Raw genomic sequence first — 14,171 nt, 5'->3', positions numbered from 1 at the left:
TTATGTACGAAAATTTATTACCGCGTTTTTTAAGATATGTAAAGACGGAAACTCGTTCTGATGCGACAAGCCAAACAACACCCTCCACACAAACGCAAGTGGCGTTTGCCAAGACATTGCAAAAAGAAATGGAAGAATTAGGACTTCATGATGTCCATTATAATGAGGAAAATGGTTTTGTGATTGGTACGTTACCAAGTAATGTTTCCGAACCAGTTCGTTCCATTGGATTTATCGCACATATGGATACGGCGGATTTTAACGCGGTGAATGTGGATCCCCAAATTATTGAAAACTATGACGGTGAGTCAACGATCAAATTGGATAAAGAGGGCAAATTTACACTGAATATCAAAGACTTTCCTAATTTGAAAAATTATCGTGGAGAAACATTGATTACGACAGATGGCAGCACGCTTTTAGGAGCCGATGACAAAGCAGGTATCGCAGAGATTTTGACGGCGATGGAAATTTTGCTTAACCATCCTGAAATCAAACACGGAGAAATCAAAATCGCCTTTGGACCAGATGAAGAAATTGGGGTGGGGGCTGATAAATTTGATGTGGCTGATTTCAATGTTGATTTTGCTTATACCATGGATGGCGGTCCAGTGGGTGAGTTGCAATATGAAACTTTCAATGCTGCACAAGCTGAACTAACGATCCAAGGGAAAAATGTGCACCCAGGAACCGCAAAAGATACGATGATCAATGCTTTGCAATTGGCGATTGATTTTCATAATCAATTGCCAACAGATCAAGTGCCGGAAAAAACCGATGGTGCGGAAGGCTTTTTCCATTTGATGGCGTTGAACGGAACCGTCGAAGAAGCAAAAATGGCGTATATCATTCGTGATCATGATCGTGAAACGTTTGAAAATCGTAAAAAACAATTGCTTACAATCCAAGAAAAAATGAATGCCCAATTTGACGAAGCAAGAATCCAAATGGATTTATATGATCAATATTACAACATGAAAGAAATCATTGAAAAAGACATGAGTATTATTGAGTTAGCTAAGTCTGCAATGGAAGATCTGGGTATCGAGCCAGTGATCGAACCAGTTCGAGGCGGAACAGATGGATCGAAGATCTCTTATTTAGGGATTCCGACACCAAATATTTTTGCCGGTGGTGAAAATATGCATGGACGCTATGAATTTGTTTCCTTGGAATCAATGAAAAAAGCAACTGATGTAATCGTGAAGATTGCCGAAAAAAACGCACAGTAGAACTTTATTTTGTTTCGTTTTCAAGTGGAAAAATATCGCTTGATAATGAAAAATGAGTTGAATAATGGGCTGAGACTTGATGCAGAAGTCTGCACCATTCGCAGCCCTATTTTATTTAGGAAGTGAAAAATATGAAGATCATGGTTTTATATAATGATACGGCTGGTAAAAGCGATGCCAAGGATACTGCAGAGTCTTTTAAGAACTATCTAGAAGAACATGATCCTAAAAGTGAAGCAGTCTTGCAACCTTCCAATCCTGATATTGAGCCGGAAACAATCCAAAAAAATGCGAAAGAACATCAAATCGATACGATTGCAATCATTGGTGGAGACGGTACAATCCATCATGCGCTGCAAACATTTGTGGATCAGTTAGATAAGCTGACAGTGGCAATTATTCCAGGCGGAACGGTCAATAACTTTGCCCGTATGTTAGGGATTCCTCTCAAACCTGAAGAAGCATTTGAAACGATATTGAATGGGACTGATCGACAAATTGATTATGGATTGGTCAATGACTCCATGATGATCTCGACGATGACCATCGGATTGCTGGCCGATACGGCAGCGGCTACTTCGCAAGAAGAAAAACAACAGTTCGGACCACTCGCTTTTACCAAGCGGTTTTTCCATTATTTATTCAAAAAGAAACAATACAAATTAGAAATTATTGCAGACGGAAAACGCTGGCGTGGCAAGAGTCAATTGTTAACAGTAGTCATGTCCAATTCAGCTGGCGGATTTACCAATTTCGACGAGTTGGCACGACCAGATGACGGGCTGTTTCACATGATTTTATTGCCAAAACTCAATCTATTGGAATTCATTATTTATTTGCCCCGGATCATACGTGGTCGTATTGCGAAAGTGCCAGGTGTCGAGTACTTTACTGCAAATGAAATTGAGATTCGTGCTCAGGAAAAAACTGTTTATACACGAACTGATGGCGATCCGACAGATAATCTGCCTGTTAAAATGAAGGTGATGAAACAGGCCCTTCGTGTCCGTGTTCAAGAAGAAGACTTGGATGCTAAATAATATCAACCAGAGGAGAAATGATGACAGAATTTATACAAAATCCATTGTGGTTTTATTTACTTATAGCGAATCTTTATCTTTTTGGCTTGATGGGGTATGATAAATACCAAGCCGTAAGAAAAAAATGGCGTGTCCCTGAATGGAATCTGTTGTTTATGGGATTGATTGGCGGCGGAATCGGTGGATTGATCGCGCAACGCGTTTTTCACCATAAAACACGCAAACGTAAATTTTATATTTTTTTTGCTTTCGGTGTGATTGTAGATCTTCTATTGTTTATTAAGTTTGCCTAAGGAGTTAAAAATGAAAGCAAAAGTGAAATTTGCCTTAAACCTGCTATTAATGGTCGTGATCTTAGGTGCGATGTACTATTTTATTCGCAGCTCTATGACTGATATTTTGGCGGAATTAAGACAAACCAGTCTGTCGATCGTTACAGCAGTGATGGCGTTAGGAACAATTTACTTATTTATTGAAGGACGTTCCGTCAAAGAGATCGCTGTAGGATTTCAACCGGAGTTTACAACGAAAGACGGCTTATTTACCGTTTGTTACTCTGGATTCTATCGAATTATTACTTTTGGTGCTGGGACGTTGATATCAGAAGTCAATTTTTATCGTAAAAATGGATTGAAATTGTCACAAGGTGTAGGTGTGACTACGTTGCATATGGTCATGTATAAATTGGCGGTCTTGACTTATGCTATCGCAGGGCTAGTGATTCAATTTTCTTTATTCTTTGAGAAAGCCCCAAATATGATTTGGGTGATATTAGCTGGTATGGTCGTTACTTTTCTGATTATTGCCTTTTTACTTGCACTTTCTGTAAGTGTCAACGTTCAAGTCGCTTTTGTGGTAATCAGCGACAAACTTTTCAAAAGTAAGAGCATGCGCAAAATCATCGATACTTGCAATACGCAGATTTACTCGTTACGGGAGACAGTCTATTCGATTCTCCGTGATCGTACGGCTTTTTTACGGATCTATTTCTGGAATGTCGTTAAATTGGCTGCTTGGTATGTGATTCCTTATGTAGTATTGGCACCTAAACATCCAGAAATCGACTTCTTACTGACGCTTTCTTTTGTCAGCTTTGCAGTGATCCTATCGGGTGTTATTCCTACGCCGGCTGGAATCGGTTCGTTTGAATTTGTTTATATGTTACTTTTTGGACCAATGGTAGGGACTGTTGATGCAGCGTCATCGATGTTGCTTTATCGATTTGCTACTTTTATTTGGCCATTCGTGATCGGTTTCGTCTATGTCATTTTGGAAAAACGCAAAACCATGAGTGCTGAGTTGGAAGAGTTGAAGAACGAAAAAGCGTGAGCAAAGGAATGAAACTTTTTCTTTCTCCTATTAAATCTAAATCAAAAAAATCTCGAAGGCATGCCTCAAAAACTTCAGCTAGTTCGCTGAAATTTCGGCACTTCTTCGAGATTTTTTAGTGTCGTACTTATTCACTTAATTCAATAATTCGATCTGCAAAGTCTTCGTAGAAATCGGCTTCGTGGGAAACCACTAAGACAGTTCCTTGAAAATCAGCCAGTGCTGCATTCAGATTATCTTTGGTTGCTTGGTCAATATGATTAGTAGGCTCATCCAATAGAAGAAAATTGCTTTTGATCATCATCATTTCAGCAAGTTTGACTTTTGTTTGTTCGCCACCACTCAATGATTTTAGCGCTTCTTGTGCCAGCTGACTCGGCAATCCTGCACGGGATAATTGGCGGCGTAGTTCTTTGATTGTAGCTTTAGGAAATTTATCGCTCATATAGTGCAAAGGATTTTGTAATGGTTGTTCCCAAGTTAAGTCTTGCGAGAAATAATTGAATTTTGTGTGTTGGGGAAATGAAACCGATCCATTGATAGCCGGTATCTGACCTAAGAGTGTCTTGATCAACGTTGATTTCCCAATTCCATTAAACCCGCGAATAGCGATTTTTTCACCGTAGCGTATCGTCAAATCGATCGGTGACAAAAGCGGTTTGTCATAGCCAATTTCTAAGTGTGTTGTTTCCAACGCCAATGTTGTGACGATAGGGGCATAAGGAAAAGCAATATGCGGTGTCGGTGCATCTGTTGGTGGCGTTAATCGTTCGATTTTCGCTAATTGTTTTTCTCGGCTTTTAGCCATCGTAGAACGAGAGCCCGCTTTATATTTTCGAATATAGGCTTCCGTTTTCTTGATATGTGCCTGTTGGGCTTCATATTGTTTCAAATAACTTTCATTTTGCAACGCTTTGAGTTTCAGTGATTTTTCAAGATTGCCGGTATATTTCGTTAATTTGCCAAATTCAATATCAATGATATGCGTCGTGATCTGGTTGAGAAACTGTTGGTCATGAGAAACCACCAAATAGGTGCCATTGAAATCTTGGAGAAATTGAACCAGCCACTTGATGTGCTCATCATCTAAGTGATTGGTTGGTTCATCCAAGATCAGCATATCGGGTTTTTCCAATAACATTTTTGCTAAGATTAATTTTGATCGCTGACCACCACTTAAATTGACCAGTGGGGTTTCCATACCAAGAATGGCAATGCCCAGACCTTCCGCTAAGTCAGCAATCAGTGTGTCCATTTGATAGAAGGAACCTTGATCCAATTGATTTTGTAATTCACCGGCTTTTTCAAGTAACTCATCATCCAATGTTTCAGCATATTCACCATATAGTGAAGCAATTTTTGCCTCTTTTTCAAAATCAGCAGCAAAGGCTGAGCGTAAGAAATCGCGAATGGTTTGGGTTTCGTCCACATTGACATATTGATCCAAATAGCCCATTTTCAGATTTTTTGGGAAAGTGACCTGGCCTTCATCAGGAAGAATCTCCCCGGTAATGATTTTGATCAAGGTACTTTTTCCGGCACCGTTTCGTCCAATCAGTCCGACTTTCTCGCCACGATTGATTTGAACGCTGACTTCTTCATACAAGATTTTGTCGCCGAATTGTTGCGATAGATTTGATAGTGTTAACATGATTTTCCTCCATATAAAAAAGCCATAGACAGTCATTGTCTACAGCTTACAATCTTTTTAGTATCCACCAAAAACCAGGGCATGAGAAAGAAACCTCACTCCGTGTCTTTGATGAAGCAGATGCGCTAGGCGCTTGTAGGCTCTTAACAATGCTTCATCGTGTTCTTGTTAAGAGCAGATTTTCTGATAAATTTAAAGATAAATTTAAAATAGTAGCGTGACATCTGCTTTTCCTCCGTTGAAATGGTTCATTAAGCATACCATCTTAGCTTTCCTTATGTCAACTTTTGCTGATAGTTTGCTAAAAAAGAAAGTCAAAAAGTGCTTGCATATCTTTTGACCATTACTGACCAAAATGGTATACTACAATGTAGGAGAAATCCTAGAAATGACGGGGAGGTAGAACAATGAACCCAGAAAAAATGACAACAACTTTACAAAGTGCCATTGCAGAAGCACAACAAGTAGCGATAACACGCCATCATCAGGAGATAGATATCGCTCATTTATGGAAAATTTTATTGCAAGCCAATCAATTTGGCCGCAATTTTTATACGGACGCTGGTCTTGATGTCGATGCTTTCGAGAAGGAAGTTGACCGACTATTGGATGAAATCCCATCTGTTGAAGGTGGCAATGTTCAATACGGACAAAGCATGAGTCAAAACTTATTTCGTTTGCTTTCTGAAGCAGACCAACTAAAAAAAGAGTTCAATGATGAGTATTTATCGACTGAAGTCGTTTTACTCGCATTAATGAAACTAAAAAACCATCCATTGACCAATTACTTAAAAGGTCAAGGAATCAATGAAAAAGAATTAAAAGCAACCATTGAATCTTTGAGAGGGGGAGAACGTGTGACATCTCAAAACCAAGAAGAACAATACAAAGCCTTAGAAAAATATGGTGTGGACCTCGTTCAACAAGTCCGCAGTGGAAAAATGGATCCGATCATTGGCCGGGATGAAGAGATCCGCGATGTGATCCGTATTCTTTCAAGAAAAACCAAAAATAATCCTGTTTTGATTGGAGAGCCTGGTGTCGGTAAAACAGCGATCGTTGAAGGACTGGCGCAACGAATCGTTAGAAAAGATGTACCGGAAAACTTAAAAGACAAAACGATTTTCTCTTTAGACATGGGCGCATTGATCGCTGGAGCAAAATTCCGTGGTGAATTTGAAGAACGGTTGAAGGCGGTCTTGAAAGAAGTCAAGAAATCTGAAGGACGGATCATCTTATTTATTGATGAGATCCACAATATCGTGGGTGCCGGCAAAACGGAAGGCAGCATGGATGCTGGTAATTTACTAAAACCAATGCTGGCTCGTGGTGAACTTCATACGATCGGTGCAACAACATTGGACGAATACCGTCAATATATGGAAAAAGATAAAGCTTTGGAACGTCGTTTCCAAAAAGTTTTAGTCAAGGAACCAACGGTTGAAGATACCATCTCGATCTTGCGGGGACTAAAAGAACGCTTTGAGATCCATCACGGGGTCAACATTCATGACAATGCACTAGTTGCTGCAGCGACATTATCCGATCGTTATATCACAGATCGCTTTTTACCGGATAAAGCAATCGATCTGATTGATGAAGCGAGTGCAACGATCCGCGTAGAAATGAATTCAATGCCAACTGAACTCGATCAAGTCACGCGACGTTTAATGCAGCTGGAAATTGAAGAAGCCGCATTGAAAAAAGAAACGGATGATGCTTCTAAAAAACGGTTGGCAAACCTGCAAGAAGAATTAGCTGATTTGCGGGAAGAAGCCAATACCATGAAGATGCAATGGGAAACTGAGAAAGATGAAGTCAATGCGGTTTCCAATAAACGGGCAGAAATCGACAAAGCCAAACATGAATTAGAAGATGCTGAAAATAATTATGATTTAGAGCGCGCTGCTGTTTTACGCCATGGAACGATTCCGCAATTAGAAAAAGAACTTGCCGAATTGGAAGCAAAAAACCAAGCGGAAGGCGTTCGAATGGTGCAAGAATCTGTGACTGAAAACGAAATTGCACTAGTTGTTGGTCGCCTAACAGGCATTCCGGTTGCGAAATTGGTAGAAGGCGAACGTGAAAAACTACTGAAATTGAATGAAACACTCCATCAACGCGTGATTGGCCAAGACGAGGCAGTCGATGCAGTAAGTGATGCGGTGATCCGTTCCCGTGCAGGTCTCCAAGATCCAAATCGACCATTAGGTTCTTTCCTATTCTTAGGACCAACAGGAGTCGGTAAGACCGAGTTAGCCAAAGCGTTAGCCGTCAATCTGTTTGATTCAGAAGATCATATGGTGCGGATTGACATGAGTGAGTACATGGAGAAACATTCTGTGTCACGTTTAGTCGGAGCACCTCCAGGTTATGTTGGTTTTGAAGAAGGTGGCCAACTGACAGAAGCTGTTCGCCGTAACCCTTATACGATCGTCTTATTGGATGAGATCGAAAAAGCCCATCCAGATGTTTTCAATATTTTATTGCAAGTATTGGATGACGGCCGATTGACGGATTCAAAAGGTCGAGTGGTAGATTTCAAGAACACGGTCTTGATCATGACGAGCAATATTGGCTCGCAAATACTATTAGATGGTGTGACTGGGGAAGGAACGATTCCAGAATCGGTGGCTGAAAATGTTCGTTCGCTATTACGCGGTCATTTTAAACCAGAGTTCTTGAACCGTATCGATGATACAATTTTGTTCACGCCACTAAGCCTAGCCAATGTTACAGGTATCGTGGATAAAATTATTGCTCAATTGTCTCAACGATTGGAAAATCAAGACATTCAATTATCCATTACAGAAGAAGCCAAAAAATGGATCGCAGAGCATTCGTACGAACCCGCTTATGGCGCAAGACCATTGCGACGTTTCATTACACGGGAGGTAGAAACACCTCTGGCTAAAGAAATCGTTGCAGGACGTGTTCTGCCGAAAACAAAAGTGACGATAGAAGTGTTGAATGACCAGCTTGTTTTTGAAAATACACCGATAAGTGAATAAGAGATTTCTTAGTCATCTAACTTAAACGAGAAAAATAACCCTTGAATTACCTGAATGATAGACGGAATGATACTGTGGGAAAGACCTGAATAAAGTCTTCTGCCTATTCCGCTATTTTTCAGGTTTTTTCTTTTGAATAAAAAAATCATCATGTTATTATGCTACGTCAATGTGGTTTAAGAACTTCCTTTTTATTAAACAAAGATTGGTAAATTTCTCCTAAAAAAAAACTTTCGTAAAAAGATTTTACTTGCCGAAAAGGCAAATTAAACGTAAGATTGAGAAGTAAACGCAAAACGCAGGTCTATTTTCTAATGAAGGATCTACTGAGAAAATAGTTGAAGGAGCAAATAAAATAAGATGCAGAAATTTTTAAAAGAGAATTGGTTTATTCTCGCTTTTATTGTGGTGATTGTTGTCGTTCGATTGTTTATTTTAACGCCTGTCAAAGTCAGCGGGCATTCAATGGATCCGACTTTGTCTGATGGGCAACGCTTGATTGCTTCCAAGATTTCAAGTTATCAGCGGCAAGACGTGATTATTTGCGTAGAACCGGATGATACCAGTAAAATTGCGGTGAAACGCCTAATTGGTTTGCCTGGAGATAAAATCGAGATGAAAAATGACGTCCTGACAATCAATGGCAAAGAGTATCACGAAGAGTACTTAGAAGATTTTAAGAAGCAATTTGCGGATGATCAGTTGCAAAAGGAATATAGCTACCGGGAATTATTCCAGCAAATCGCGGCCAGTGCAACCCAATTCACTGAAGATTTCTCTATTACCGTCCCTAAGGGAAAATATTTTGTTATGGGAGACAATCGTCTGATTTCTAGAGATAGCCGTTCTTTCGGTGTGGTGGATGCCGATCAAATGCAAGGAAAAGTTATCTTGCGTTACTGGCCATTAAGTGAAATTTCATTATTTTAAAAGCACAGTAAAAAAGCATTCTTGCACAGGAGCGAGTCTTCACTCGAAACATGCAAGAATGCTTTTTTAAACGACCCAAGCTACTAGCGCAATCACGGAAAAGAACATTGTCCAAACGGCAATCGCCGCAGAAGCAATGAAAATGATTTTAATAGGCAGGGGTTGGACGAATTTTCGTGCATCTTTAGAAAAGGCATAGGTAATAGATGAAAAGATCATGCAGCACAAAAGAAAAAATACCGTCAAAATCATGGCGATCTCCTTACTGACTTCCAGGTCGACTTATTGTTAAATATTATAACAGACCTTTTGAAAATCGTGAAATCAAATACACTGCATTTCAGGCAATTCTTTTTGCAATTATTGGTATAAAGAGGACTCGTCCAATAACATAAATTATTAAATAACGTTTATTCCTTTATTAATGAAAGCGGGTTCAATGAATTTGGGAGATTTTTGCTAAAAAAAGATCATTGTCAAAATTAGTTTTTGCGAAATCATTCGGATAAAAAAACTGTCTGAACTAATTTTATTAGTTCAGACAGTTGATAAAAATCACTGTTCAATTTTTTTGATACGATAGCTTTCAAAATAATCAGGCTTGCCTCGCCCTTGGAAGTAAGCAATCAATCCCATCAATACAGCTCCGATCGTGTTGGTCAAAAGATCACCCATCGTATCCATCAATGCCTCGCGGCCAATGAATGGGGTGCCTTCTAGCGTCGCATAGCGCTGCAGATTCATTCCACCAAGCGAATCGCAGATAAACTCCCAGAACTCCCAAAAAACACCACACAGGCCTGCAAAAGCAAATCCCATCAGAAGAAAAAGCCATGGAGAAACTTCTCGTACTGGAACATCTTTTAGGAACATACAGATCAGCCCATAACCAACTGCTGTCAGAACCATCGGACTAACTGTGTGCAGTACTTTATCCCAGAAGGAAATAATTTCAATCAGATGCAAAATCGTTCCCATAAAGACCGAGATCAACAGAAAGAACCAATAAAAGTAAATAGTCGCATTGGGCAGTTGAATACGGAACAGCTTTTTACTGAATTCAGGTACATAGATCAACAAAATACCTAGTAATGCTTGAACTAGAAAAATCAGTGCTTGCTGTTTAGGATAGACACCTCGAAAGAATTCCCAAACAGAAAATGCGAAAACAAGGAAGCCAAATAGTGTAAATAGTTTTAATAAACGTTTATAATTCTCACCCATTTATTGTTCCTCCCCGAGATAGGCAGCCAAGCCTTCTAGTAAAGCGTTTTCTGAAGAATAGATCTCTCCATTCAGTTTGATCAAACCGACTGTATAGAGATTCAAATAATGAAATTGATTTTCGGCTACAGTTTTCAGTGCAGTAATCTTTTGCTGATTATCTGCTCCTTGTTGGCGACTGTCTGTATATAACCCTAAGACAGGGATTTCTTTGGCAAAAGCCACGCCGATTTCTGAAGCTACGCCTGGATCGATCGTTAGACCATCTAATAATGCAATCATTAGGTCACTTTCCAAAACTTTTTCTGTATCAGCTTGAGCTATCATTTTACTATCAGCATAAGCAGACTTATCATTAATGGATGCATTTTCTTGTGGCAAATAGATATCTGCTTGTGGATAGGTGCTTCGGATTTGATTGACTAGATCGGCATTATAAAGCAGATCACTTTTAGCAAAGAGGGGGGCTGCAAAGTAAATATTCATTTTCATTCTCCTTCATTTTATCAACATGATTAAAAATAGTCGCCAAAATAAGCTTCCATATCAGGAATAATAGTCTCCAATAACTGTAACGTATCCGAATCGGTATGGAGACGCTCGATTCGAGCCAAATACGCAGGTCTTCGATAATTCATCAGTACGCAAGTTAACGTTTGGATATCTAATTGGACCGCTTTTCCGATCGGATCATTCGAAACGATGACTTCACCTTTAGCATAGTTCAATCCAAAAATACCATTATTCCATTCAGCAACAGGATCGGAGACAACGAAATGAAAAGGCTGATCGAATGCTTTAAAGGGGAATTTTTTCAAAAACTCTGTTACGTCAACGATGCGTGCCATATAGTAAGGTTCGATCGTTTCTTTGATTTGGCTGTCTTCCAACAAGAAAGCCAAAGGTTCATTTTTATAGATATCGCCTTTGACCCAGTAGACCATAGAGAAATGAGCCGAGATAAAGTTCCATAATCCATTGCGGGCTTCTTGATTCAAGTAAAACATTTCTTTTACGTGAAAGACTTCTTCGGCGACCCAATAAAAAAGCACACCAGTGGGGTGACCACTTTTATTATAATAGACAGCTGCTGTTCGGCTTTCTTCGTTTTCGTAGCGCCAGTATTCTTCCCAGTGGAAAGCGGTCCGCTGTAATGCGCCATGATTTTCTCTTGAGAATTGATTATAGACAGTGAAAACGTCAGGATCATCTACCTCTTTTCGTTCAACGATCCCTGGAACTTCCACCGTTTTTGGTAACTGGGTATCACGTATTTTGAAGGTTAATTTATCTGACATCATCTCCCAGCCCTTACGACGATAATAAGGAACATTATAAGGATAGAGATAAGAGATCCATTGCTGATCTGCTCGCATCGTTTCAAGAGCGAGTTTGATCAAGTCTTTCATCAGTCCATGTCCCGCATATTCAGGGTAAGTTCCGACACCGGTCACGCCGCCCATTTTGTAAAGAGTTCCATGAATGTTCACTTCACAGGGATAGACAGCAATTTGTGAAACAAGCTGATCACCGTTGAACCACCCGAACACTTTAGATAATTCCAAGATTGGTCGTTTTGATTTGATCATTTCACGCTTGCTTTCATAACCGCTTTCCTCGATGTCCGACTCAGTGATTTGAAAAACATAGCTTAGAAGCTCATTGAACTGATCGACATCATTTTCTTCTACTGGTCGAATATGCAAATCTTGATGAAAATTATTGTCCATTCTTTCAACTCCAATTTATTTACTAGCTATAGTATAGCAAAACCTGAACAAATTTGTTTAGATATCGGTCAAGAAAAATACTTTAATTATCAGCATTTCGTTGGTATAATAGAAAAGCTGACTAAAAGAAATGAGGAACGTATCCATGAATATAGAAGAAATGAAAAAACGACAGGAAAAGATTCGTAACTTTTCCATTATCGCTCATATTGACCACGGAAAGTCTACGCTAGCCGATCGGATTTTGGAACAAACTCATACGGTAACGTCCAGAGAAATGCAAAATCAATTATTAGACTCCATGGACTTAGAACGGGAACGGGGAATCACCATTAAATTGAATGCGGTTGAGTTGAATTATACCGCAAAAGATGGTGAAACCTATATTTTCCATTTGATCGACACACCAGGACACGTGGATTTCACTTATGAAGTATCGCGGAGTTTGGCTGCGTGTGAAGGTGCTGTATTGGTTGTGGATGCAGCTCAAGGGATTGAAGCTCAAACATTAGCCAATGTTTATTTGGCTCTGGACAACGACTTAGAGATCTTACCAGTCATCAATAAAATCGATCTGCCAGCAGCAGACCCAGAACGAGTACGTACAGAAATCGAAGACGTTATCGGTATCGATGCAAGTGAAGCGGTTTTAGCTAGTGCCAAAGCCGGAATTGGCATCGAAGATATCTTAGAACAAATTGTCGAATATGTACCGGCACCAGCTGGAGATATTGAAGCGCCATTGAAAGCATTGATCTTTGATTCTGTCTACGATTCTTATCGAGGGGTTGTTCTGAACGTCCGTATCATGGATGGGATGGTCAAACCTGGGGATAAAATTCAAATGATGAGTAATGGAAAAACCTTTGATGTCACCGAAGTTGGGGTATTTTCACCTAAAGCGATCCAACGGGATGCATTGATGGTGGGAGATGTTGGTTATATCACAGCAGCTATCAAAACAGTGAAAGATACACAAGTAGGGGATACTGTGACACTAGCAAATAATCCAGCCCAAGAAGCTTTGGAAGGGTATCGTCAAATGAATCCAATGGTGTATTGTGGACTCTATCCAATCGATACTTCTCGTTACAATGATCTGCGGGAAGCATTAGAGAAGCTGCAATTGAATGATGCGGCACTCCAATTCGAGCCTGAAACTTCTCAAGCGCTAGGCTTTGGTTTCCGTTGTGGTTTCCTAGGTCTCTTGCATATGGATGTTGTTCAAGAGCGTTTAGAACGTGAGTTCAATTTGGAATTGATCACGACAGCGCCTTCTGTTATCTATCATGTCAACAAGACAGACGGAACAACCGTGACAGTCGATAATCCAGCAGATTTCCCTGAACCAGGTACTATTGAAAATGTCGAAGAACCTTTTGTCAAAGCACAAATCATGGTACCAAATGACTATGTAGGTGCGGTTATGGAACTCTCACAGCGTAAGCGGGGAGATTTTGTCACCATGGACTACCTAGATGATTATCGGGTCAATGTCGTCTATGAAATTCCATTATCTGAAATCGTCTTTGATTTCTTTGACAAACTGAAATCCAGCACAAAAGGTTATGCATCACTGGATTATGAAATGTCCGGTTACCGTACCAGCAAGTTAGTTAAAATGGATATCTTGTTGAACGCTGAAAAAGTCGATGCATTAAGCTTTATTGTTCACCGAGATTTTGCCTACGAACGCGGAAAAGCCATCGTAGAAAAATTGAAAAAACTCATCCCGCGTCAACAATTCGAAGTACCGATACAAGCAGCGATTGGCCAAAAAATCGTGGCTCGCTCCGATATCAAGGCTCTGCGCAAAAATGTTTTAGCGAAATGTTATGGTGGGGATGTTTCTCGTAAACGGAAACTCCTAGAGAAACAAAAAGAAGGTAAGAAACGCATGAAACAAATCGGTTCAGTAGAAGTTCCACAGGAAGCCTTCATGGCCGTTCTGAAAATGGATGAGGATGAACCGAAGAAATAGCAAGGGGTTCTTGAAAACAATTGTTGTTTCTTTGTGAATTTTC

At 39.9% G+C, this 14,171-nt stretch carries 12 protein-coding genes; 7 read left to right on the top strand and 5 right to left on the bottom strand.

What is annotated here, in order from left to right; genetic code table 11:
• The first annotated feature begins 2 nt into the window (after positions 1-2).
• From pepT to EGX73_RS13540, 4 genes are all read left to right on the top strand, one after another.
• Positions 3-1,232: a peptidase T gene (gene pepT / locus EGX73_RS13555; protein ID WP_003126503.1), complete on the top strand. Its 1,230-nt coding sequence runs from the start codon at positions 3-5 to the stop codon at positions 1,230-1,232.
• A gap of 131 nt (positions 1,233-1,363) precedes the next feature.
• Positions 1,364-2,272, top strand: a complete 909-nt coding sequence (locus EGX73_RS13550; RefSeq protein ID WP_103300801.1) for a diacylglycerol kinase family protein — start codon at positions 1,364-1,366, stop codon at positions 2,270-2,272.
• A gap of 20 nt (positions 2,273-2,292) precedes the next feature.
• Complete coding sequence (locus tag EGX73_RS13545; RefSeq protein WP_005471409.1) at positions 2,293-2,565, top strand: DUF1294 domain-containing protein; 273 nt, start codon at positions 2,293-2,295, stop codon at positions 2,563-2,565.
• Positions 2,566-2,575: 10 nt separating this feature from the next.
• Positions 2,576-3,601, top strand: coding sequence for a lysylphosphatidylglycerol synthase transmembrane domain-containing protein (locus EGX73_RS13540; RefSeq protein ID WP_005471411.1), 1,026 nt, complete (start codon positions 2,576-2,578; stop codon positions 3,599-3,601).
• 127 nt (positions 3,602-3,728) lie between these two features.
• Here EGX73_RS13540 and EGX73_RS13535 read toward each other — a convergent pair whose 3' ends face one another.
• On the bottom strand, positions 3,729-5,252 hold the full coding sequence (locus tag EGX73_RS13535) for an ABC-F family ATP-binding cassette domain-containing protein (RefSeq protein ID WP_005471413.1): 1,524 nt from the start codon (positions 5,250-5,252) through the stop codon (positions 3,729-3,731).
• A 407-nt stretch (positions 5,253-5,659) separates the two neighbouring features.
• Between EGX73_RS13535 and clpB the strand changes: the two genes are divergently transcribed.
• Together clpB and lepB are read left to right on the top strand one after the other, a co-directional pair.
• Positions 5,660-8,263 (top strand): ATP-dependent chaperone ClpB, encoded by a 2,604-nt coding sequence (gene clpB, locus EGX73_RS13530; RefSeq protein ID WP_103300803.1) that lies wholly within the window; start codon positions 5,660-5,662, stop codon positions 8,261-8,263.
• A gap of 360 nt (positions 8,264-8,623) precedes the next feature.
• On the top strand, positions 8,624-9,193 hold the full coding sequence (gene lepB, locus EGX73_RS13525; protein WP_003126510.1) for a signal peptidase I: 570 nt from the start codon (positions 8,624-8,626) through the stop codon (positions 9,191-9,193).
• 66 nt (positions 9,194-9,259) lie between these two features.
• Here lepB and EGX73_RS13520 read toward each other — a convergent pair whose 3' ends face one another.
• The 4 genes from EGX73_RS13520 to eis all read right to left on the bottom strand — a co-directional run bounded on the left by EGX73_RS13520 (position 9,260) and on the right by eis (position 12,147).
• Complete coding sequence (locus EGX73_RS13520) at positions 9,260-9,445, bottom strand: hypothetical protein (RefSeq protein WP_003126511.1); 186 nt, start codon at positions 9,443-9,445, stop codon at positions 9,260-9,262.
• Positions 9,446-9,748: 303 nt separating this feature from the next.
• Positions 9,749-10,417, bottom strand: coding sequence for a hypothetical protein (locus EGX73_RS13515; RefSeq protein ID WP_003126512.1), 669 nt, complete (start codon positions 10,415-10,417; stop codon positions 9,749-9,751).
• The gene (locus EGX73_RS13510) at positions 10,418-10,903 is read right to left on the bottom strand and encodes a nucleoside 2-deoxyribosyltransferase (RefSeq protein WP_005471421.1); all 486 of its coding nucleotides are present in this window, start codon (positions 10,901-10,903) and stop codon (positions 10,418-10,420) included.
• 29 nt (positions 10,904-10,932) lie between these two features.
• Positions 10,933-12,147 (bottom strand): enhanced intracellular survival protein Eis, encoded by a 1,215-nt coding sequence (eis, locus tag EGX73_RS13505; RefSeq protein WP_041120188.1) that lies wholly within the window; start codon positions 12,145-12,147, stop codon positions 10,933-10,935.
• Between the two features lie 145 nt (positions 12,148-12,292).
• Between eis and lepA the strand changes: the two genes are divergently transcribed.
• Positions 12,293-14,128: a translation elongation factor 4 gene (gene lepA, locus EGX73_RS13500; protein ID WP_003126516.1), complete on the top strand. Its 1,836-nt coding sequence runs from the start codon at positions 12,293-12,295 to the stop codon at positions 14,126-14,128.
• Positions 14,129-14,171: the final 43 nt, after the last annotated feature.

It is taken from the genome of Enterococcus sp. FDAARGOS_553, assembly GCF_003812305.1.
In the GTDB taxonomy this organism is placed as follows: Bacteria; Bacillota; Bacilli; order Lactobacillales; family Enterococcaceae; genus Enterococcus_D; species Enterococcus_D gallinarum.
Note: the sequence above shows the minus strand (reverse complement) of the source record. Positions and strands in the feature narration are given on the sequence as shown.